At 60.2% G+C, this 20,898-nt stretch carries 19 protein-coding genes; 9 read left to right on the top strand and 10 right to left on the bottom strand.

What is annotated here, in order from left to right; genetic code table 11:
• Window positions 1-234 precede the first annotated feature (234 nt).
• From WX88_RS17535 to WX88_RS17520, 5 genes are all read left to right on the top strand, one after another.
• Complete coding sequence (locus WX88_RS17535; RefSeq protein ID WP_046245704.1) at window positions 235-951, top strand: hypothetical protein; 717 nt, start codon at window positions 235-237, stop codon at window positions 949-951.
• Between the two features lie 136 nt (window positions 952-1,087).
• Window positions 1,088-1,765, top strand: coding sequence for a hypothetical protein (locus WX88_RS31490; RefSeq protein WP_046245703.1), 678 nt, complete (start codon window positions 1,088-1,090; stop codon window positions 1,763-1,765).
• Entirely contained in the window at window positions 1,755-2,336 is a 582-nt protein-coding gene (locus WX88_RS17525) for a helix-turn-helix domain-containing protein (RefSeq protein ID WP_231590735.1), read from the top strand. Before WX88_RS31490 ends, WX88_RS17525 begins: the two co-directional genes overlap by 11 nt.
• 99 nt (window positions 2,337-2,435) lie before the next feature.
• Window positions 2,436-2,603, top strand: a complete 168-nt coding sequence (locus tag WX88_RS30205) for a hypothetical protein (RefSeq protein WP_156176231.1) — start codon at window positions 2,436-2,438, stop codon at window positions 2,601-2,603.
• Window positions 2,604-2,615: 12 nt separating this feature from the next.
• Complete coding sequence (locus WX88_RS17520; RefSeq protein WP_046245701.1) at window positions 2,616-3,287, top strand: DoxX family protein; 672 nt, start codon at window positions 2,616-2,618, stop codon at window positions 3,285-3,287.
• Window positions 3,288-3,292: 5 nt separating this feature from the next.
• Here the strand turns inward: WX88_RS17520 and WX88_RS17515 are convergent, their stop codons facing one another.
• From WX88_RS17515 to WX88_RS17480, 7 genes are all read right to left on the bottom strand, one after another.
• Window positions 3,293-3,763 (bottom strand): Mpo1 family 2-hydroxy fatty acid dioxygenase, encoded by a 471-nt coding sequence (locus WX88_RS17515; RefSeq protein WP_046245700.1) that lies wholly within the window; start codon window positions 3,761-3,763, stop codon window positions 3,293-3,295.
• 102 nt (window positions 3,764-3,865) lie between these two features.
• Entirely contained in the window at window positions 3,866-4,738 is an 873-nt protein-coding gene (locus tag WX88_RS17510; RefSeq protein WP_046245699.1) for a dienelactone hydrolase family protein, read from the bottom strand.
• Between the two features lie 228 nt (window positions 4,739-4,966).
• Window positions 4,967-6,157 (bottom strand): serpin family protein, encoded by a 1,191-nt coding sequence (locus WX88_RS17500; protein WP_046245697.1) that lies wholly within the window; start codon window positions 6,155-6,157, stop codon window positions 4,967-4,969.
• 43 nt (window positions 6,158-6,200) lie between these two features.
• Complete coding sequence (locus tag WX88_RS17495; RefSeq protein WP_046245696.1) at window positions 6,201-7,490, bottom strand: ABC1 kinase family protein; 1,290 nt, start codon at window positions 7,488-7,490, stop codon at window positions 6,201-6,203.
• Between the two features lie 120 nt (window positions 7,491-7,610).
• Window positions 7,611-8,267: a TetR/AcrR family transcriptional regulator gene (locus WX88_RS17490; protein ID WP_046245695.1), complete on the bottom strand. Its 657-nt coding sequence runs from the start codon at window positions 8,265-8,267 to the stop codon at window positions 7,611-7,613.
• 113 nt (window positions 8,268-8,380) lie between these two features.
• Window positions 8,381-9,703 carry a cryptochrome/photolyase family protein gene (locus WX88_RS17485; protein WP_046245694.1) on the bottom strand — a complete coding sequence of 441 codons (1,323 nt, stop codon included), beginning with the start codon at window positions 9,701-9,703 and terminating at the stop codon, window positions 8,381-8,383.
• A 257-nt stretch (window positions 9,704-9,960) separates the two neighbouring features.
• The gene (locus WX88_RS17480; protein WP_046245693.1) at window positions 9,961-10,677 is read right to left on the bottom strand and encodes an SDR family NAD(P)-dependent oxidoreductase; all 717 of its coding nucleotides are present in this window, start codon (window positions 10,675-10,677) and stop codon (window positions 9,961-9,963) included.
• A 216-nt stretch (window positions 10,678-10,893) separates the two neighbouring features.
• On the opposite strand from WX88_RS17480, the gene WX88_RS17475 reads away from it, so the two are divergent.
• Both WX88_RS17475 and WX88_RS17470 read left to right on the top strand, forming a co-directional pair.
• The gene (locus WX88_RS17475; protein ID WP_046245692.1) at window positions 10,894-14,334 is read left to right on the top strand and encodes a pyruvate carboxylase; all 3,441 of its coding nucleotides are present in this window, start codon (window positions 10,894-10,896) and stop codon (window positions 14,332-14,334) included.
• A gap of 8 nt (window positions 14,335-14,342) precedes the next feature.
• The gene (locus tag WX88_RS17470; protein WP_052732815.1) at window positions 14,343-15,695 is read left to right on the top strand and encodes a M20/M25/M40 family metallo-hydrolase; all 1,353 of its coding nucleotides are present in this window, start codon (window positions 14,343-14,345) and stop codon (window positions 15,693-15,695) included.
• A gap of 14 nt (window positions 15,696-15,709) precedes the next feature.
• Here WX88_RS17470 and WX88_RS27925 read toward each other — a convergent pair whose 3' ends face one another.
• A complete protein-coding gene (locus tag WX88_RS27925) occupies window positions 15,710-16,135 on the bottom strand; it encodes an META domain-containing protein (protein WP_052732814.1) in 426 nt (141 codons plus the stop codon).
• Window positions 16,136-16,262: 127 nt separating this feature from the next.
• Complete coding sequence (locus WX88_RS17460; protein ID WP_156176230.1) at window positions 16,263-17,084, bottom strand: transporter; 822 nt, start codon at window positions 17,082-17,084, stop codon at window positions 16,263-16,265.
• A 155-nt stretch (window positions 17,085-17,239) separates the two neighbouring features.
• Between WX88_RS17460 and WX88_RS17455 the strand changes: the two genes are divergently transcribed.
• On the top strand, window positions 17,240-18,166 hold the full coding sequence (locus tag WX88_RS17455; RefSeq protein WP_046245690.1) for an alpha/beta hydrolase: 927 nt from the start codon (window positions 17,240-17,242) through the stop codon (window positions 18,164-18,166).
• A gap of 20 nt (window positions 18,167-18,186) precedes the next feature.
• The gene (locus WX88_RS17450; protein ID WP_156176229.1) at window positions 18,187-19,383 is read left to right on the top strand and encodes a hypothetical protein; all 1,197 of its coding nucleotides are present in this window, start codon (window positions 18,187-18,189) and stop codon (window positions 19,381-19,383) included.
• A 45-nt stretch (window positions 19,384-19,428) separates the two neighbouring features.
• On the opposite strand, the gene WX88_RS17445 is transcribed toward WX88_RS17450, so the two are convergent.
• Window positions 19,429-20,787, bottom strand: coding sequence for a leucine-rich repeat-containing protein kinase family protein (locus WX88_RS17445; RefSeq protein ID WP_046245688.1), 1,359 nt, complete (start codon window positions 20,785-20,787; stop codon window positions 19,429-19,431).
• Window positions 20,788-20,898 lie beyond the last annotated feature (111 nt).

Below are 20,898 nucleotides of genomic sequence, written 5' to 3'. Positions count from 1 at the left end.
AAAAAAATATTCCGTAGTCGACTTGGATATTCAAAACGGATTCCTAATTTCGTTCCACTCATGCGCCACCAATACGTCACCTGCATTAATATCCTGGTATCCTGCCCTAAGCGAGGCAAGAGCGGGCTGCAGTTGGCGTTAAGGAAGAACAAGGCATGAGGCCCTACTTTCTCTAAAAACCTTCAAAAGCCCGGATCCGTTAGGATATCGGGCTTTTTTTTCGCCCCAATAGTCATGTTTACCAAGCTCAACTCCCCAAATACTACCGCCCAGGACCAATTGGTCTGGAAAATCCTGTTCGACCGCCAAACTGCGCTGCTGCACCGACGGGCGGCGCCGGCTTTTAACCAGGGAGTAGCCGAGCTTGGGTTGCGGCGCGAGGTCATTCCTGATATCAACGAGCTCAGTGCGAAGGTATTTGGACATACGGGCTGGGAGTTGGCCCCAGTAGGGCGGCCGTTTGAGCCAGCCGCTTTTTTTGAGCTGCTGGCGGAGCGGCGCTTTCCGGTAGTGACCCGCATCCGGCCCATGCACAGCTTCGATTTTAGCCCGGAGCCTGATCTGTTCCACGATTTGTTCGGACACGTGCCCATGCTGCTCGACGAGGGCTTGGCTGATTTCCTGCATATGCTGGGTCAGGCGTACCAAGCGCAGCCAGTAGGCTCGCCGGCACGGGAGCAGTTGTGGGCGCTGTATTTTTTTACGGCGGAGTTTGGACTATTACAGCACGAGGGGCAATTACGGCTGTACGGAGCGGGCCTGTTGTCATCGGCAGGCGAAATCCACCATTGTGTGAATGAGAACACGCCGCGGCCAGTGTTCGACTTGGCCACCGTGCTGCGCACTCCCGTGACGGGCACGCGCTACCAGAACCAGTATTTCGTGCTCCCTGCCTGGGAGCAGCTCACCGAGTGTGTGGATGAACTGGCCGGTATGCTGGCTGGAGCGTAGCAGCCGGGCGGTTCGGAACCACTGCTTACGGTTCGTAGCTTCGCGGCGTGCTGTTCGAGTTCAGACCCCAGAGTGCGTTGCTGCTACCGTTTGTGGCGCCAGGATTGGCCTTGGCGGTTCATTTGACGCGCGCGCCGTGCGCACGGGCGCCCTGGCCGATGGCCTACTGGGCGTGTTGCTGCTGCTAAACGTGCTGCCAGTAGCGCAGTGGATGCTGGGGTTTGCCGGCTGGTATGACAGCCACGATGGGTATTCCACTCTGATGTTTTACGTGCCGTGGCGGCCGTGGCTGGCTTGGGGACCAGTATTTTATCTGTATTTCCGCAGTTTAACCAACCAGGAGTTTGCCCTGCGGCGGCACTGGTGGCATTTACTGCCGTGGCTGATGTACGTAGGAGCCCACGCGGCGGCGGCGGTCTACGATGTGGGCTGGCAGCATGGAGTTCGCGGTCAAGCCCTGCCTTATCATTTCGGCACCAAAGGAGCCGCGGCCGCTCTCTTGGATGAGGTGAGTTTGCTGAACGAGACAATCGGGTACGCTTCCATGTTGGGCTACGGCGTTGCCACTTTGCGGCGCTACCAGCACTACCGCCACTACCTCGATGACAACTTTTCGGATACGACGCGCCTGCGGTTTCGGGGCCTGCGCGACTTGCTGCTGGCGGCGCTCCTGGCGCTGGTGGTGTGGCTGGGGCTGGTTGTGCTCGATGTCTTCGTTGATCCGCTGGGTTACGGCGACTCTTGGTATGCTTACCTGGCCAATGGCTTGCTACTTGCTAATTTGTTACCTCAGTGTGGTGGGCTTGCAGGCTAATTATGCGGCGGTGGTGCCCCTGCGATTCGAGCCCGAAACGGACCCGAACCTGCCGCTCAAGAGCCCGGCACCCGCACTACAACGAGTGACTCCCTCAGAGGTAGTTGCGCCTACTCTGATAATTGTTCCTGCGCCCGGCGAAGCGGAGCTGGCAGTGACGACAACGCCCGTGACGGACAGTCTCAGTACCTCAGAAACACTGACGCCAGCCGCGCCGACGCTGGCGCCGGAATTGCAGCCGTGGCGGGAGAAACTACTACGCCTCATGGCCGAAGAGCAACCCTGGCTGGAGCCCGAGCTGACCTTAGCGGAACTGGCTCACCGCCTCCGAACCAATACTTCCCTGCTCTCGCACGTCATCAATACCGGTTGTGGGCAGAACTTCAACGACTTTGTGAACAGCTACCGCGTGGTTGAGGCCGAGCGCAAGCTGCAAGACCCGCGTTTGGCTCATTACTCGCTGGTTGGCATTGCCTTGGAATGTGGTTTTAACTCGAAGTCTACTTTTAATCGAGTGTTTAAAAAGCTGACCGGCCGCACGCCGGGCGAGGTAGGTAGGTCCAAATCATAAGCTGGGACGGCCCAAGACGTAAGTTGGAGCGCGAGCAAGGTGGGCAAAGAAGAATTTTGGGGCATCAATTCACCAACCTCTTCTATTCCGCTTATCCCGATGAAAAAGACAACTGCCTCCCTGGCCGCCTGGCGTGGCCCCGCTGCCGCTTTGGGGCTACTCATCTTCCGCCTGCACCTCGGCATCGTGATGGTCGAAGCCGGCTTGCCCAAGCTAGAGCCGTCCGAATGGTTTACCAATCAAGTAGCTGAGCTCGGTTTCACCTAGCCCTCGGCGGTAATGTGGGCGTGGCTCGCTGCCTGGGGCGAGTTTGGGGGTGGCGTGATGCTGATAGTGGGTTTGGGGACGCGCTGGGCCGCGGCGCAGCTAACCTTTCAGTTCTTTGTCATCTCATTTTTGTGGTACGACAAGCCGGAGTTTTTCACGGGTATGTACGTGCAGCAGGAAATGTTCTGGAGCTTCGTGCTGCTGGCCACTGGGGCGGGCCGCTGGTCAGTTGATGGCTGGCTTCGTGACCGAACCCTGACCTGGCCTTTCGTAGCCGAAAAGCGGTTCAGGAGGGCTACGGTGGCTGCTTCGATGGTGCTGGCGGCTGGCTTGGTGGTCGTTCCAGCCATGGCGTGGCCATCGGGGCATCTTCATTCAGATTTATTTATCGGGCCGGGCAAGCAGTTTTTGCTCGGTGGTGGCCAGCTCGGGGCTTTCAAAGTAGTAGCGAAAAACAAGGGCAAAGTGGCCGTCGAAATCAAGGAGCAGCCCCGCGGTGGCGGGATATTCGGCAAGGCTACTCTCAAGCCGGGAGAGCGGGGCGTCCTCCGATTTGCTGCGGGCTCCCGGGCAGTGCTGCTCAACCCCAGCGCCACCACTGCCAACCTGGACCTGACGGTGACTGGCGACAACAAAGGGCTGAGTATGAGTTACGAGCCAGTAGGAACGCTGCCGCCTAAATAAATCGACTAGTATCCCCAGCCCTGGCGGCGGTACACGAAATGCAGGAGCCACAGGGGCCCAATTAGCAGAAACTGGAGGTCTTTCAGAAAGCTTGGCTTCTTACCTTCCACCTTGTGGCCCCAAAACTGGCCCACCCAGGCCAATGCGAAAATGATGAGACAAATGGCCCACAGCGGCAGCACGGCCGCCCCCGCCACCACGCGCAGGGCTGCCGCCATGGCCACCCACACCAGTACCATGCCCAAGGCCAGCCGGCCGCTCAGCCGCACGTAGTACAGCAGCGCCAATGCCATCACCAACGTGCCCCAGTTGAGCCAGGGGCTGATGTTTTGGATGGCTGTCGGCACTGGCACTGACCACAGCAAGCCCAGCAGCGAGAACATAATCAGCGGCACGCACACCCAGTGTACCAGCTTGTTGGTAGGGTTCTGGTGGCTTTCGCCGTATTCGGCGAGCAGGGAAGTGAGCGGTGCCATGGTAGGGGTGGGTTAGTGGAATATCGAGAAGTTGAGGCTAACAATTTAGCAAAAAAAGCCTTCCCATTGGGAAGGCTTTTTGGATGCGCGATAAGGAAAGCATTACGCTTTCACCTTGAACTTGCCGCGGAGGTAGGTCAGGGCCTGGCCGTGGGCCTTGGCAGCGTATTCTTTGTTGAACTTGGGGTTTGAAGGGTTGGCGAAGGCGTGGTCGGCGTCGTAGCTTTCTATGGTCACCTTTTTGCCGGCCGCGGCCATATCCTTCTGAAACTGGCCCACTACTTCGGGGTTAATCCATTTGTCCTGGCTGGCAAAAATGCCCAGTACGTCGGTATTCAGGGTTTTGAGCTTGGCCACGTCTTTCTCTGGCATGCCATAATACATTACGCAGCCGACGGTTTGCTTGCCACCGAGCAGGGCTTCCTGCAAGCTCCAGCCACCGCCGAAGCACCAGCCGATGCTGGCAAACTGGGCCTTTGGGCCAGCGTACAGTTGGGCGCCTTTGAGGATGGCTACGGCGCGCTCAGTCTTCACCTCGCCCATCAATTTGCCAGCTTCATCGGCCGTGGTGGCTACTTTGCCATCGTATAGGTCCACCGCGATGACGTTCACACCAGGCATTTCGGCAGCGAAGGTGGCAGCTTCCTTCTTGATGTAGTCGTTCAGGCCCCACCACTCGTGAAGCACGAACAGGTACTTGGTGCTGGGCGTAGCGCTTTTGATTTCGAAGCCTTTGCCAGTCTTGCCATCGGGGGTTTTGAACTCGATTTCCTGGCCGTCGCCTTCAAATTTGTAGGGCAGCGGTGCGTCGTGGCCGCCCGAGAAATCTTTGTCGGTGGCCAGCATGGCGAAGGTCTCGGTGGCCGAAGCCGATAAATTACCGGCGGGCCGGGCGCAGCAGCTTGCCATTTTTTGGGCCGAAGCCGAGAACGTAAGGCTCAGCAATGCTGCGCCGAGGGTAAGAAGCTTTTTCATGAAAATTGCGGGAACTGAAATGAATGAGCTTCCCCAACAGCTAATCCGGCAAAACTTCCCGGGAAGCAGCACGGAGCTTCGGCAGCTCCCACGCCACCCGGCTGCGCAACGCAGCAGAATCATGGAGGAAAACCGCGTAGCCGTGGCAAAAACCCTCGCGCCTCTGTCACCGCTCTGCGGCTTCAGCCTATCAAACTGCTATTGCGGCTCATCCGCAGCTTGGGTCTGCTAGGCTAGGTTGCAGACGGTACCGGCAAAAAGAATAGCTCCGTCGTAAGTATCAACGATGGCGCAGAAGAAAGGCGAGTCGACTCGTACTTCCACGCGGCGCGGCGGGCGGGGTATAAACCTAGCGCCCTGCATTGCCACCATGGCAGTTACGGCAGCCGCTTCGGTGCCTTTCTCATCTACCGCCAGGAAGGTTTGGTGCAGTATGGCATCGATAAATCCACCGTCCTTGGTCTGAAAACCTAACGGTGAGAAGTCGGCGTCTAGGCTGAAAGCGTCTGCCAAGCCCATTGCTTTCAGGGTTGATACTAGGTTACCACTCCACTTTAGCTGGAAGCGGGGCAGCGTCAGCTCAACTTCTACGGGTTCGGGTTCAATACAAAGTGCAGTATACCAGGTAGCCCAACGTGAGGCATCGAGCGTGGCTAGAAATGCCGGCATGCCGTTGTACTCATCGGGTAAAAACACCAGCATGGAGCTACTGCGAGACCAGCCTTCGTAGGGCAGGGCAACCGCCTGCCACCCGTCGCCAGCCAGGTAGCCGAACTTAGAGCTTACCTGCTGCATGAAAGGCACTTTCTGCACCGTGCCATCGGCCTGTAGGAATAAGCCTAGCTTGGTAGCGGTGGGGTTGAACCTCTGTTCCCAGCACCCTAGAAAATACACGGCGTTTAGCAGGACCACGGAGGCTGGCGGCGGACCCACCAATGTCTCGGCCGACACAATTTCGGGCACCCGCCCGTTGGTTTGCCGGTGCGCCCAGGCGTTGATAGTGGAGGCCGCATCGGGGGACAGAAAGTCCAGCGTGGCGGCGTCCGCTTGGTAGAGAGCATGAGCCCGCTCAACAAAGGTGGACGCTAAGGTAAAGTGGTGGTCGGCCCAAATGCTACTTGCAATGCTAAGTACGGCATCTCCATCCTTGGCTTGGCTCAGCTTCCGAAGCTGATTGGCGAGAGTTTCCTCCATCTCTTCCGAAGCCAGGGCGTCTCCAAAAAGCGTTTTGGCAAAGGCTGCCCGAGTAGCTCCGGCCGCGCCGCCCATGGCCAGCGCTAAGGCAGCCAATACGCCCAGGGGCGAGAGAAATACGTTGTCGGTACCGGCCGCTTGCGCCACCTGCTGCACCAAGGCTAGACCGAAGCGGTTTTGGGCTGTTATCTGGGCCGAAGTAGAATGAGAAGGGGGGAAAGACATGCGAGGGATGCTCAGGGAATGAAACAGCCCCAAGGTAGCTCAACTATTGCGTCCGTACCGACGCCTTCAGCTCAGTGAGCAAGGCAAATAGGCCCACGTAGGTCCGGTTGAGGTAAATGAAGTGCTCGGAGCCGCGTGGCTCGCGCTGTTTGCGCAGCTCGGGGTCGGCCATGAGGTCGTCGCCCAGCGCGTAGAGCGCCGCCATGTAGCTCGGGTCGCCAAAGTCGAAAGTGGCTTGGCGGAAGGGACGACCGACGAGCTCCAGGGACACGTGCATGGTGCGCAGGTAGAGCGCCCGCAGGGCCGGCGCATCGCTGGCGCGGAGCACGCCGGCTTCGGAGAGCAGCGCGGCCAGGCGGGTTTCGTCGGCAAAAGTTTCGGGGGCGAGCAGCGCCGTGAAGAGCTGGTAAACATCCTGCGGCACGTCCTTTACGCAGCCGAAATCGAGCACGCCGAGGGTGCCGCCGTTCTCTGTGCGCATCAGGAAGTTGCCGGGATGCGGGTCGGCGTGCAGCTGGTGCAGGTTGTTGAACTGGAATTGATAGAAGTCCCAGAGCGCCTGACCGATTTGGTTGCGCACGTCCTGCGCGGGGTTGGTGACCAGAAACTCTTTCAGGTGCTGACCGGTGAGCCAGTCCATGGTGAGAATACGCGGCGTAGAAAACTCTGCGTAATAGGCGGGAAACTCCAGATGGGCCAATTCCTGGCACTGGGCCGCAATTTCCTGGCCGCGCCGCAGCTCCAGCGCGTAGTCGGTTTCTTCGAGCAGCCGCGTTTCTACTTCCTCCAGATAGGGCCGCACCTGGGCCTCATTCAGGCCCATCACCCGCAGGGCAATGGGCTTTACCAACCGAATATCGGACTTGATGCTGTCAGCCACGCCGGGGTACTGCACCTTCACCGCCAACTGTTTGCCGTTTTTACGAGCAAAATGCACTTGCCCAATGCTGGCAGCTTGCCGTGCTTCGGGCTCAAACTCATCAAACAGCTGAAACGGTGACTTGCCAAACGCATCCCGGAAAGCCTTTACCACCAGCGGGCCGGAGAGTGGGGGTGTTTGGTACTGGGCCTGGGCAAACTGGTCGGCGTAGGCTGAGGGGAGCATATTTTTCTCCATGGCCAGCATCTGGGCCACTTTCAGCACGGAGCCCTTCATTTCGCTCAGCGTGCCGTAGAGCTCCGCGGCGTTGGCGGCGTGTAGGTCTTCGGTGGTCGACTCGGCCCCCACGGCCTTCTTGGCGTAGTGCTTTATGTAGTTGGCCCCCACGTTGAGGCCGGTTTTGGCAAAGCGGGCGGCGCGGGCCACCTTGGTGGTGGGGATGTCATTTAACATTTAGCAATTACCATTTAGCAGGTTCACGAAAAACGATTCTTCAACGATGGCGCCCCTAAGGCACACGACAGCACCGCCGCGCCACGACGGCGGATAAATGATAATTGTTAAGTGAAATGCCTACCGCCGAACCAGAAACCGCACAAAATCGACGGCCGAATCCAGCGTGTTGCGGCCCACTAAGTCAAAGCTCAGCGTCACAGCCTTCTCCACGGCGGCATCGGTGCGCTCGAAGTTCACAGTATCGTCTTTGGCAAAGAAGCCGAGCACGAACAGCGCCTGCTGCCAGAAGAAGCGCGGGTAGCCATCCTGCACCAGCGGGCGGTTGGCAATTTCGCCACTCACGCGGCCGCTGCTGAGCAGGTCGCTCACGAAGTTTTCGAAGTCCTGCCGAAAGTCGTCGAGCACGCGGGGCGACAGGCCGGGCATGCGGTGCAAGGAGCGGCGCAGGCTCATCAGGGCGTAGGAGCGGTTTTGCTTGAGAATTTCGAGCAGTGTGTAGTAGAAGGCCAGCAGCTTTTCGCGGCTGCCGTAGCTTTCCCACACTGGTTCGCCAGCGGCCGTTTCGCGCGCCCGGCGGCCAAAATCAGCCCAGATTTCGCGGTCAATCGCCTCAAAATTGGGGTAATGCTGATAGAATTCCTGCTCTGCGATGCCCAGTTGCTGCGTGAGCTTGAACACCGATTGCGGTGGGTGGCCTTCGTTGAGCACGAAGTCGAGATAAGCTTGTTTGATGCGGTCCTTTTCCATGGTGGTGTAACCGCCGCAGTAGGCCATAGGTTCGGCAACTGTGAGAGACAGCCTTCGCTGCGTCAGGCATTGCACAATTCAGTTCGTGATAAATGACCTGACGGTGCTAGTACCTGACGCAGCAAAGGCTGCATTCTACATTAAGCGGTGATGCGTGCTGCCCGAATGGCTTCTACGGCCCGTTCCCGCGCAAACTTGTGCTCCACAATAGGTGTGGGATAAGCGGGAGTGCCTACTTCAGGCACCCAGCGCTTCACATATTTCATTTCGGGGTCGACTTGCGCCAACTGGCTTTCGGGGCTGTAGACCCGAAACCAGGGCGCCGAAACGGCGCCGGTGCCGGCCATCCACTGCCAATTGCCCACATTGTTGGCCAACTCATAATCGAGCAGTTTGTCGGCAAAATACTTTTCGCCCCAGCGCCAGTCGATGAATAAGTGCTTCACCAGGAAGCCGGCCACAGTCATGCGCACGCGGTTGGGCAGGTAGCCGGTCTGGTTCAGCTCGCGCATGCCGGCATCGACCAGCGGGTAGCCGGTGCGGCCCTCGCACCAAGCCAGGAATTCATCCTCGTTGTTGCGATAGGGCACCTGGCGCATTTTGGGGTCGTAGGCTTCGGTAGCGGTGTTGGGGTAGTGCCAGAGCAGCATCATGAAGAAGTCGCGCCAGATTATTTCAGCCAGTAGCTTCGGATTCAGTGCCTTGGCTTGGTGCATCACCTGTCGCACGCTGAGGGTGCCGAAACGTAGCTGCACTGAGATGCGCGTGGTGCCGTTTTGGAGGGCGGGCGTGTTACGGGTTTTGTGGTAGTTGCGCACCACATCTTCGGCGGGGAGGTCCGAGGTGGGCACATACTGTTCCTTGCGCTCAAAACCCATGCTAGCCAAAGTGGGGCGGGGGCCGGCTTTCTCGGGAGTGATGAGGTGTAGATTTTTACTGATAAACCTATCGGCCGAGTCATAGGGATGCAAATCCTCATCGGTGAGCTTGGCTACATAGCTCTTGTAGTATGCCCCAAACACCTTCGGCACGGTCCCCGATTTGGTCATAATATCATCTTTGGCGAAGATGACCTGGTCCTTGTACAGCAGAAAATCCACACCGTGCGCTTGCAGTATCTGGCCCACTGCGGTGTCGCGCTGGGTGGCGTAGGGCTCATAGTCCTCGTTGGTGTGGACGGCGGCCACCTCGAATTCCTGCACCAGCGCCCGCAATACTTCCAGCGGCTTACCATAGCGGGCTAGAAAAGTGCCACCCGCTGCTTTGGTAGCTTTGGCCAACCGTTCTACCTCATCAAAAATGTAGGTGAGCCGGGCATCCGCTTTATCGGGCAGATAGTCGAGAATATCCTGGTCGTAAATGAACAGCGGTACCACCGGCAGCCCGCTGGCCAACGCCGCCGCCAGGCCCGCATTGTCGTAGATGCGCAGGTCGCGCCGGTGCCAGAAGAGGCAGATTTTCATTTTTCCTGATTAAATAACAGTTATGTACGTCACGTGCTAATTAACGGCCCGTTAGCGCCTACTGGTGCCTACTGGCGACAGTCTGAAGCTGTCACAGACAGCGTGACTGTCAGCCACGGATACGGGAGCAGTCTCCAGACTGCCGTAAGTATGCAGTCCGTAACGGCTAACGCGGCAGTCTGGAGACTGCCTCCGTATCTATGGCGGGCAGTCCCAGTCGCTGTGCTCCTTTCAGACTGCCGCCAGCTTCGTTGGGCTTATTTTAGTTTCCCCATGCCACCATCCACGGCCAACACTTGGCCCGTCACGAAAGAACTGTGGGACGATAACAGAAAAGAGGCTGTGTAGGCCAAGTCTTGGGGTTGGCCGATGCGCTGCAAGGGGTGGCGCTTGGCGCCGGCTTCAGCTTTCTCGGGCGAGTTGAGTAGGGCGGCAGCCAGGGGCGTGTTGGTGAGGGAGGGGGCGATGCAGTTTACGCGCACACCACTGGGGGCGTACTCGGCGGCCAGGGCACGGGTGAGGCCTTCCACGGCGGCCTTGGCGGTGGCAATGCTGGCGTGGAAACTCATGCCCGTGTCGGCCGCCACGGTGCTGAAAAGCACGACGGAGGCCCCGCCCTCGGCTTTTTTCAGGCGCTTGATGGTGGCTTGTATTACCCGCACGGCCCCTAGCACGTTCAGGTCGAAATCAGCCTGAAAGTCCTCGGTGGGGATGCGCTCGAAGGGCCGCAGCTTGATGCTGCCGGGGAAGTAGGCCACCCCATGCAGCACGTCGGGCAGCGCATCGAAAGCGGTGCCGACTGGCTGCGTGGCGTCGTAGGTGAAGTGGGTAGTGCCCAAGGCTTGCAGCTCGGGCGAGAGGTGGCGCGAAGCCGTGAAGAGGTTCACGTTGAGGGTGGCGAGCAGCTGGGCCGTGGCCAGACCGATGCCCGACGAAGCGCCGATGAGCAGAATGTTTTTGTCAGTAAAGTCCATGCGGGAAAAGCTAAGCAGTACGAATGCTGTGCTAACCCCGGCGGCGGAGTAAGGTTTGGCGGGTAATGGCAGCTGAACCGGCCGATAAGCGTGCAATAAGTGCCCTCCGCAATGCTGGCTTCGAATAAATCAGGGAAAGTAGCGTGGCCAAAGCGGCGGCTTTAAGTAGCCTTTGGTGTAGTTTCGCCGTAAGCGCGCCTACCTCACCTTCAGCTTATGAACATAACTAAACTCCTGGTCGCCAACCGCGGCGAAATCGCTATTCGTGTGATGCGCGCTGCCAACGAACTCAACATCCCTACGGTGGCCGTGTACACCTACGAGGACCGGTACTCGCAGCACCGCTACAAAGCCGACGAAGCCTACCAAATCGGCCGTGATGATGAGCCGCTAAAGCCGTATCTGGACATTGAAGGCTTGCTGCGCGTTGCCAAGGAGAACGGGGTCAATGCTATTCACCCCGGCTACGGCTTCCTGAGCGAGAACGCCACGCTCTCGCGCCGCTGCGCCGAGGAAGGAATTGTGTTCGTGGGCCCCCGACCCGAGGTGATGGAGGCCCTCGGCGATAAAGTGCGTGCCAAGGAAGTGGCCCAGCAGTGCCAAGTGCCCCAGATTGAAAGCAGCGCGGCCGACCTGGTCGACTTCGAAACCGCCAAAACCGAAGCCAACCGCATTGGCTACCCTGTGATGCTGAAAGCCGCCAGCGGTGGCGGCGGGCGCGGCATGCGCATCATCCGCGACGACGAGCAGCTGGAAAAAGGCTTTTTTGAAGCCCGAAACGAAGCGCTGAATGCCTTCGGCGACGACACGGTGTTCCTGGAGAAGTTCGTGGAACGACCCAAGCACATCGAAGTGCAACTTGTAGGTGACCACCACGGCAACCTCGTCCATCTCTACGAACGCGACTGCTCGGTGCAGCGCCGCTTTCAGAAAGTGGTGGAAGTAGCCCCCGCCCTGAATCTGCCCGATCACCAGCGCCATCTTCTGTATGAGTACGCCCTGCGCATCGGCCGGGCCGTGGGCTACGACAACGTGGGCACCGTGGAGTTCCTGGTGAACTCCGAGCAGGACCGAATTTATTTCATTGAAGTTAACCCGCGCATTCAAGTCGAGCATACCGTAACCGAAATGATTACGGGCATCGATTTGATTAAAACCCAGATTTACATCGCGGCCAACTACAACCTCAGCGACCCCGAAATTGGCCTGGGGCCCCATGTGAAGCCGCTGCGGGCAGGCTTCGCGGTGCAGTGCCGGGTGACCACCGAGAACCCCGAAAACGACTTCAAGCCCGACTACGGCACCATCGTGGCCTATCGGGCCGCCGGCGGCTTCGGCATCCGGCTCGATGAAGGCTCGGTGTACCAGGGCGTGGTGGTGTCGCCGTTTTTCGACTCGATGCTGGTCAAGATTTCGGCCCATGCGCCCACGCTGCATGGCGCAGCCCAGAAAATGCTGCGTGCCCTCGACGAATTCCGGGTGCGCGGCGTGCGTACCAACATCCCGTTCCTAAAGAACATCGTGGGCCACGAGGAATTCCAGACCGGGAAGGCCACCGTCGATTTCATCAAGGACCACCCCGAGTTGTTCAAGTTCGAAACTCGGCAGGACCGCGCTACCCGTCTGCTCGGCTTCATCGGCGAGACGGTGGTGAATGGCAATGCCGACGTCAAAAACCTGCTCGACCCGCGCGCCAACCCGCGCCGGCCGCACATCCCGCAGTCCGACCACGGCGCGCCCGCGCCCGGCACCAAGCAAAAACTGCATGAGCTGGGTCCCGACGGCTTCGCCCAATGGCTGCGCGACGAAGCCCTGATTCACTACACCGACACCACTCTGCGCGATGCCCACCAGAGCCTGCTGGCTACCCGCATGCGCACCTGGGACATGCTGAAAGTAGCAGGCGCTTACGCCCAGCAGCACCCCCAAACCTTCTCGCTCGAAGTCTGGGGCGGCGCTACCTTCGATGTGGCTCTGCGCTTCCTGCACGAAGACCCCTGGGAGCGGCTGGCCAAGCTCCGCGAAGCCATCCCGAACATTCTGCTGCAAATGCTTATCCGCGGGGCCAACGGCGTGGGCTACAAGGCGTATCCGGACAACCTGACCGAGTGGTTCGTGCAGCAGGCAGCCGAAACCGGCGTCGATATCTTCCGCATTTTCGACTCCCTGAACTGGATGAAGGGCTTGGAGGCCTGCATTGGCTTCGTGCGCAACAAAACCGACCGGCTGGCTGAGGCCAGTATCTGCTACACCGGCGACATCCTCGACCCCAAGCGCACCAAGTACAGCCTCGACTACTACCTCAAGCTTGCTAAACAGCTCGAAGATGCCGGCGCGCATATTCTCTGCATCAAGGACATGGCCGGCCTGCTGAAGCCCTACGCCGCCACCGAGCTGATTCAGGGCCTGCGCGACACCGTGAAGCTGCCCATCCACCTGCACACCCACGACACGTCCTCGCTGCAAGCCGCCACCTACGCCAAAGCCGTGGAAGCCGGCGTCAACGTCATCGACGTGGCACTGGGGGCCTTATCCGGCCTCACCTCGCAGCCCAACTTCAACTCGGTGGTGGAAATGCTGCGCCACACGCCCCGCCACCGCGAGTTCAACCAGGCGTCGCTGAACGAGTTCAGCAATTACTGGGAGGCTGTGCGTGAGATGTATTACCCCTTCGAATCGGGCCTGAAAGCCGGTACGTCGGAGGTGTTTCAGCACGAGATTCCGGGCGGGCAGTACTCCAACCTGCGCCCGCAAGCCGCTTCGCTGGGCCTGCTCGACAAGTTCGAGGAAGTGAAGCAGCGCTTTGCCGACGTTAATAGCATGTTTGGCGACATTGTAAAGGTGACGCCAAGCAGCAAAGTAGTGGGTGATATGGCGCTGTTTATGGTCAGCAACGGCCTCACGCCGGCCGACGTGATGGAAAAGGGCGAAACCTTGAACTTCCCCGAATCGGTGCGTGAGCTGTTCCGGGGCGACATCGGGCAGCCCGAAGGCGGCTGGCCCGCCGAGCTGCAAAAGCTCATTCTCAAGAACGAGACGCCCTTCACCGACCGGCCCAACGAGCACCTGGAACCCATCAATTTCGATGAGGAATGGGTTGCTTTTCAGGAGAAGTTTCCGGGTGCGAAGTTCACCGACCTGCTTTCCTCGCTGCTCTATCCCAAGGTATTCGAGGAGTACTGGGCGCACCGCCTGAAGTATGGCAACGTGAGCAACGTGCCCACCTCCGTGTTCTTCTACGGCCTGCAACCCGGCGAGGAAACCACGATTGAAATCGCGCGCGGCAAGACGGTTATCATGCGACTGGAGTCCATTGGCACGCTCAACGAGGAAGGGGAGCGCACCATCTTCTTCACCCTCAATGGCCAGACGCGCAACCTACAGGTGCGTGACCAGGCGGTGGCCATCACCAAGGTCAGCAACGCCAAGGTCGACAAGGCGAACCCCCACCAAATGGGCGCGCCGCTGCAAGGCATGCTCAGCAAGGTGCTGGTGAAGCCCGGCCAGGCGGCGCCCAAAAACACCCCGCTCTTCGTCATCGAAGCCATGAAAATGGAAACCACCATCACCGCCCCGCAAGACCTGACCGTGGCCGAAGTGGTGCTGGCCGAAGGCAGCCGCGTACAGGCCGATGACCTGGTATTGACCCTAAACTAATTTCGTGGATGAAACTCCTGCTTTTTCTGGGCTACCTGTTGGTAGCCGCGCCGGTTGCGGCGCAAACCAAAATCAAAACTAAAGTAAAAACGCCCGCCGCTAAGGCTCCAGAAGTATCGACGGCCACGGTGGCGCGGGTGGTGCGCACCCTCGCTGCCGACGACATGCAGGGGCGGGGCACCGGCCAGCCCGGCGGCTTGCTAGCGGCGCAGTTCCTGGCCAGTGAATTCACCCGCATCGGCTTGCAGCCATTGCCGGGGCTGAGCAGCTTTGAGCAGACGTTCACGGCCTACCAAACGCAGCCTGGGCCAATTAGCGTCGTGCTCAATGGGCGGGCGCTAGCGCCGGGCAAGGCCCTGGTGCAGTCGGGGCAGCCTACTCTGACCTGGACGAGCGAGGATGCCCAGCGCCCCACCGTGGTGGTCATTGGACCTGGCGAAGATGAGTTGCGCAAGTTCAATAAGGAGCTACTGGCGCCCCAAACCAATACATTGGTCCTCGTCGATACATCACAGGCCAAGGTATTTGAAAAAGTTGCCAACTATCTGGGGCACGGGACCACGAGCATGGAAAAACCGGGGCCATACTCTACGGTATTTATCCTGGCGACCGCCCCGGCCACGTCTACCTACCGCATCAGTGCCAGCACCACGTCGCGCAGTGTAGAGCTGCGCAACGTGGTGGGCCTACTGCCCGGGCGCGACGCGCAGCGAAGCAAGGAATATGTTGTTTTCTCGGCCCACTACGACCATTTAGGCGCAATAGCCCCTGTCGCGGGAGACTCGATTGCCAACGGGGCCGACGATGATGCCAGCGGCACGACTGCAGTGGTAGCGCTGGCCGAATATTTCAAGAGAAAGAACGACAATGCTCGTCCGCTCATTTTTGTGGCCTTTGCGGCTGAGGAAGTAGGGGGCTTTGGGTCGCAGTACTTTTCTCAGCAGCTCGACCCCAAGCAAGTAGTGGCCATGTTCAACATTGAGATGATTGGCAAAGTGGCCAAGTTTGGGCCGAACACTGCCTTTATCACGGGCTATAACAAGTCGGATTTTGGTCCGCTGCTGCAAGTCAATCTGGCCGGTAGCAAGTTTCGCTTCGAGCCCGACCCGTACCCCGAGCAAAACCTCTTTTATCGCTCTGACAACGCCACCCTGGCCCGGCTTGGGGTGCCGGCCCACAGCATCAGCACCGACCAGATTCCGACCGACAAGCTTTACCACTCCGTCGACGACGAGGTGGAGAGCCTGAATCTGACCAACATGACGGCCGTGATTCAAGCCATCGGGCAAAGCGCTGCCGGCATTGTCGCTGGTCGGCAAACGCCCACGCGCATCGCGCCCGAGCCAGCGGCCGGGAAATAAGCCCCCGAGTACGACTAACGCAGATAAACGGCCTCCAGGCGCGCTAGTGGGGCATTGGTGGCGTCAAAGAGCCGCAGCGTATCGCCGCTGATGCGGTAGGTTTGGCTTTGGGCCAGGGCGCGGTTGAACTCCTCTTCAGTGGCCAGCGTCGGGCAGGCCATGCGGGTGCTCGTCAAGGGACTAAATTGTAATGCGCCCGGCGTTTCGGTGAAGAAATTGCCCCGGAAGCGGTTACAGCTGCCATTGCCTTCGGCCGTGCCATCGGCCCGCAGCAGCAGGAAAGGCTCGCGGGTATTGGCCGGTACCGTAATGACTTTGCTGCCGATTTGGCGAGGTACCCAGCGGGTTTCCCGTAATTGAGCGTCTGGCGCGACGCGCGTAGACCGGGCTGCCGGGTTAGCCGCTTCCGTAGCGGGACGGGGCTGACAACTGATTGCCATTAAAGCCAGAAGTAACCAAAAAGAACGCATAGTAAATGCCTCATTTAATGCTAAAAGCCTACAATACTACGCCGGCTTTTTGATGCGTACTATAGTCTGCATTAACGTGGGTACGCTCTTCGGGCCTCTATTCGCCGACTTTGAACGTGAGCCCGGCGCCGAGCGTGGACATGCCCGCGTCGGCGCCACCCAATGCATGGCCCGCCGTGATGTCGATGCGGAGCAGGGGAGTGGGGCGCCAGTACAGCCCCGAGGTAGTGCCGGTGCTAAGGGCTGCACGGCCTGTGCCGTAGACTTCGGCAAAGAAGCCGGCCTTGTTGCCCAAGGGGCCATTTACCGCGAGAGTGCCCAAAAAAAGCCCCTTTTTAAAGTCCTTGGCATTAAGGCCGGGCTGGCTGAACCCAAAGTTGGCTTCCAGGCCAAAGCGCTGGCCGAGCTGCTCGCTCACCAGCAGGCGGCCACCGGGAGCCCAGGTAGTGCCGCGCAGGACCTTGTTGCCCGTGCCTGGCACCGCCAACTCGACCAGGAGGGCTACCTGGGTGCGGGTGTCATAATTGGGCGAGAGCATGAGTTTGGTGCCTACTACCAGCGGGGCCCAGCCGCTGGAGTCGATACGGCCGGTTTCGGTGGGCACTCTGGGGCCGTTGTGGAAGTAGGGTTGGCTCACGCGCAGCTCCATGCTGTTGAAAAAGCCAATGCGCATCGTGGCAGTGCTCCGGCTCTGAGCCGGAACTGCGCCGCCAAACCGCCGCTGGAACCCAGTTTCGAGCTGGAAGCGGCCGGGGCGTAGCACCTGAGCAGTGATGGTTTGGCCGGGGCGGTCGGCGCGAATGTTTCGTACGAAAGGAGCATCCACGTTGGGGTTGTTTTCTTCCGGTGTGTTCTGGGCCAGGGTGAGGCCGGGGCTGCCGAAGAGGGCAGCAGTGGCCAGCAGAGTGGTCTTGCGCATTTTCCCCAGACCGCCCGTGCCCCGGCATGGTTCCGCTGGGGTGGCCTTGTGCAGAAGGTTCGCCAAATAATGCCATCCGTCAGCCGTATTGTTTTACACTCCGTGCATCCAGAGCATGCCTGTTGGCTGTTACTTTGCGTACAATTCCATACTTTATGAAAATACCTCGATTCCTCCGTGCCCTCGGGCTCGTTCTATTTACTTCCGGACCTGTGCTCGCCCAGCAAACTTTCCCCATCTACACAGGCACCATACCCAATTCGAAGCCCAGCGAGGTGCAGGAAACTACTGTGACATCCCCAGAGGGTGGAACGCACGTTTCCAACGTGGTGCAACCCAATTTGACGGCGTATTTGCCCGCGCCGGGCGCGGCCAACGGTACGGCCATCATCATTTGCCCGGGCGGGGGCTATGGCCTGCTAGCCATCGATAAAGAAGGCTACGACGTGGCTAAGCGCCTGAATGAGATGGGCGTCGCGGCCTTCGTGCTGAAATACCGCCTGCCCAACGACCAAAGCCAGCCCGATAAGTCGATTACGCCGCTGCTCGATGCCCAGCAGGCCCTGCGCGTGGTGCGCCAGCAGGCCGCCAAGTACAAAGTCAATCCTGAGCGCATTGGCATAATGGGTTTTTCGGCGGGCGGCCATCTGGCGGCTACAGCGGGCACCCACTTCGTGCAGCCTGTGGGGCCCACCCCCGGCCCGGTGTCGGTGCGGCCGGCATTTCAGGTGTTGGTGTATCCAGTCATCAGTTTTAGCGACAGCCTGAAGCATGGGGGCTCGCGCAACAACTTGCTGGGCCCCAGTCCATCGGCGGAGCAGGTGCGGCTGTATTCCAACGAGCTGCAGGTGACGGCCCAGACGCCGCCCGCCTTCCTGGTACACGCTCAGGACGATAAAGTGGTGCCCGTCAACAACAGCATCGTGTTTTACCAAGCCTGCCTGCGCCACGGTGTGCCCGCCGAAATGCACCTTTATCCCAAGGGCGGCCACGGCTTTGGGCTCAACAATACCGCTACCAAGGACGGGTGGACCGACCGGCTGCGCAACTGGCTCGATGCCAACGGCTGGCTGGCTAAATAGGGCGGTTGGCTAACGAGATAATGAAAGCAATACTTATACTTATCGCCGGGGTCGCGGCTGTGTTATTATTTGGTTGTGAGCAGAAAGCTTACGTCACCGAGAAAGCGCCTCCGCTTTCGACGGCAGTAGTTCCGGAACCGAGTGCGGTGCCGCCAGCTGCTTCGCGCCCCAAGGTGCCGAAGGCGCCACCACCCAGCTACCCGGCGGGCTGGGCCCCGCCCGTGTCGTTCGATACGGCGGTCGTGCTCAATGGGCAGCCGTACCACTTGCTGTTGGAGGCCGAAAGTGATTCGACCCAGCGCCTCAATACTACCTACGAGCCCACAGCCGGGCACTTTGAGCAGGCGCGCGGTTACCAGGGGCGGTTCACGTTCACGCTGCGCGACCGTAGCGGCCGGCAGGTATTTCGGCGGCAATTGCGCAAGAAAGATTTCTTTCGAAGCGCCGGCGAGGACATTGTGACGGAAAGCGAAGCATTTGTTCCTGAGCTGCTGGCCTACAGCGCGCCGTTTGGGGCGCTGGTTTTTACGCTTGATTTCATGGTGCCCGACAGCGACGTGGGGTCGCAGGTGGTGGTACTACTGGATTTATCTGGCCGGGTGCTGCACCTGAGCGACGGACGCAACCCCGGCGGCGGCTCCGACTGCGACCCCGCCCTGGCTTCCGACGGGCGCGCGCTGCTCACCGGCTCCGAGCTATTGCGGCCTCACCAGCCGCCCCTGCGTCTCACTCGCTCCAATGCCGATTTGGTGGGTGCTTGCCTGCTGTCCGATACCACGCTGCTGGTGGTGTACACGCCTGGCCGGTCGCATGTCATTAAGGCGCCGGGCGAGCCCGAGACGTACGGCCGCACACCCACACCGCAGCAGATACGGGCGCCCAATTCCTATGTTCGGCATACGCGCAGTGGCCGGGTACTGTGCCGGTTCCGCTACGGCGGCTTTTACGAGGAGCTGGGCTTCACCATTCCGCGGCACTACCTGCCGGCCACGGCTACGCACTATCTGCTGGACGAAAGGCGGGGCCTGCACCTGCTGCCGCTCGCCACGCCCACCGTGCCCAGCGAGCTGCGCTTTACGGCCATGCCTCGTTACGCGCCGCCCCAAAAGGCCGCCGAAGTCCGCTTCGAGCTGCAAGGCAGCAACCGCGGATTTGCCTTTTATGTCGATACCACCAGCCGGGCGCCCCGCATTCGGTACCAGCGGCTGGAGCAATAGTCGCATCGCGGGCGCATCAGTCCGGCTTGCCGCCTTGTGCTTGCGCTAGAGCCGGATTGCCGCCGCGAGTGCCTGCGGTTGCCACTGCTCCAGCTCCCGTAAAATCTCATCAAACAACGGCCGCGCCGATACCTCCGGCGATACGCATTGCCGCTGCAAACGCCACAGCGCCGCGCCCGTCTGGGTGGTTTCGGTGGCTGCGTCGGGGCAACGTTCCAGCAGCTCTTCGAGCAGGCAGCCGAAAGCCCGCGCTTCCAGTCGTTGCAGGGCTGTGGCGGTGTGCTGCTCGGTAGGCGCAAAGAAGCAGGCAGCCCCAAAATCACCTAGTAGGGCCTCGCCGGGGGCGGTGGTCAGAATGTTGTGGGCGTACAAGTCGCCGTGCAGAATGCCCTGGGCGTGCAGGTGAGCGGTGGCGGCGGCAATGCCCGTGGCAATGCGCAGGGCCGTGTCGGGGTGGAACGCCGTGCCGGGCGCGTACACGTCGCGGGTGCAGGTGGCCAGGCTGGGCGGCCCCGCTAGGTTGCCGAAGGCCGGATCAATCAGTTCTAGTACCAGGCCTTCGGCGCCGGCGGGGTGGTGGTGCACCCGGCCCTGCACGGCAATCAGGTTGGGGTGCGCGCCGGCGCTGATGCAGGCGGCCATCTCGCTCTGGGGCAGGCCGTCGCTGGTCAGAGCACCTTTGAACAGCTTGACGGCTACCTCCGCGGGCGTGGCGGCTTGCGGCTGCCACCGCGCCCGGTAAATCACCCCCGAGGCGCCTTCGCCCAGCTGCTGCTCTATCGCCAGCTCGCTCCAGTCGATGGTTTGGATGGGATGGTTGGCCACCGCTACGGCCTCAGCCTGTGCGCAAAACGGGTTGCCGGCGTAGGCCAGCCAGGCTAGGCGTGGCAGGCGGAGCAGCCACGCCGGCAGCTCCGTGAGCTGGTTGGCGGCAATGCGCAGCAGCTCCAAGTGGGTGCAGCGCGCCAGGGTTTCCGGCAGGGTGACGAGCTGATTGCCGGCCAGCATCAGCTTCTGTAAGTGCGGGCAGCTACCAATTTCCGCCGGCAGCTCTTCCAGCTGATTATCGGTGAGGATGAGCCAGCGCAGCGCCGGCGGCAGGGCGGCCGCCGGCAGGGTGCGTATCTGATTGGCCTTGAAGCCCACCATGCTCAGCTGCGGGCACTGGCCCAGCACGGCGGGCACTTCGGTGAAGCGGTTGTCGGAGCAAAAGAGCACCCGCAGCCGGTGCAGCCGGGGCAGGTCGTCGGGCAAAGCGGAGAGGGCATTGCCGGAGAGGTTGAGGACTTCCAGGGTATCGGCCAAGGCAAAAATCTCCGTCGGGAACTCGGTTAGGTTGGCGCTTAGGTCGAGGCGGGTGGTGCCGAGGAGCTGCCCGGTGCGCAGTTGTTCGAGGGTGTGCATAGGGGCAAAGGTCGGCAGCGCCACTGTTGCCCACGTATTCTTTCGGGGTTCAATTCCGAAAGAGCGGCCGTAAGCTGGGCCAGAACCCCCTTGCGGCAGGTGCGTACTTTT

Origin of the sequence: Hymenobacter terrenus (assembly GCF_000972495.1) — a bacterium.
Taxonomy (GTDB): domain Bacteria; phylum Bacteroidota; class Bacteroidia; order Cytophagales; family Hymenobacteraceae; genus Hymenobacter; species Hymenobacter terrenus.
The sequence above is the reverse complement of the archived record's forward strand: the minus strand, read 5'-3'. Positions and strand labels throughout refer to the sequence as shown.

Coding starts and splice junctions, on each gene's coding strand:
- WX88_RS17500 (WP_046245697.1), bottom strand. CDS start 6,157: ATGTCTTTCCCCCCTTCTCATTCTACTTCGGCCCAGATAACAGCCCAA.
- WX88_RS17480 (WP_046245693.1), bottom strand. CDS start 10,677: ATGGACTTTACTGACAAAAACATTCTGCTCATCGGCGCTTCGTCGGGC.
- WX88_RS17490 (WP_046245695.1), bottom strand. CDS start 8,267: ATGGCCTACTGCGGCGGTTACACCACCATGGAAAAGGACCGCATCAAA.
- WX88_RS17445 (WP_046245688.1), bottom strand. CDS start 20,787: ATGCACACCCTCGAACAACTGCGCACCGGGCAGCTCCTCGGCACCACC.
- WX88_RS17510 (WP_046245699.1), bottom strand. CDS start 4,738: ATGAAAAAGCTTCTTACCCTCGGCGCAGCATTGCTGAGCCTTACGTTC.
- WX88_RS30205 (WP_156176231.1), top strand. CDS start 2,436: ATGAAAAAGACAACTGCCTCCCTGGCCGCCTGGCGTGGCCCCGCTGCC.
- WX88_RS27925 (WP_052732814.1), bottom strand. CDS start 16,135: ATGGCAATCAGTTGTCAGCCCCGTCCCGCTACGGAAGCGGCTAACCCG.
- WX88_RS17475 (WP_046245692.1), top strand. CDS start 10,894: ATGAACATAACTAAACTCCTGGTCGCCAACCGCGGCGAAATCGCTATT.
- WX88_RS17455 (WP_046245690.1), top strand. CDS start 17,240: ATGAAAATACCTCGATTCCTCCGTGCCCTCGGGCTCGTTCTATTTACT.
- WX88_RS17450 (WP_156176229.1), top strand. CDS start 18,187: ATGAAAGCAATACTTATACTTATCGCCGGGGTCGCGGCTGTGTTATTA.
- WX88_RS17470 (WP_052732815.1), top strand. CDS start 14,343: ATGAAACTCCTGCTTTTTCTGGGCTACCTGTTGGTAGCCGCGCCGGTT.
- WX88_RS17485 (WP_046245694.1), bottom strand. CDS start 9,703: ATGAAAATCTGCCTCTTCTGGCACCGGCGCGACCTGCGCATCTACGAC.
- WX88_RS17495 (WP_046245696.1), bottom strand. CDS start 7,490: ATGTTAAATGACATCCCCACCACCAAGGTGGCCCGCGCCGCCCGCTTT.
- WX88_RS17515 (WP_046245700.1), bottom strand. CDS start 3,763: ATGGCACCGCTCACTTCCCTGCTCGCCGAATACGGCGAAAGCCACCAG.
- WX88_RS17460 (WP_156176230.1), bottom strand. CDS start 17,084: ATGCGCAAGACCACTCTGCTGGCCACTGCTGCCCTCTTCGGCAGCCCC.
- WX88_RS17520 (WP_046245701.1), top strand. CDS start 2,616: ATGTGGGCGTGGCTCGCTGCCTGGGGCGAGTTTGGGGGTGGCGTGATG.
- WX88_RS17535 (WP_046245704.1), top strand. CDS start 235: ATGTTTACCAAGCTCAACTCCCCAAATACTACCGCCCAGGACCAATTG.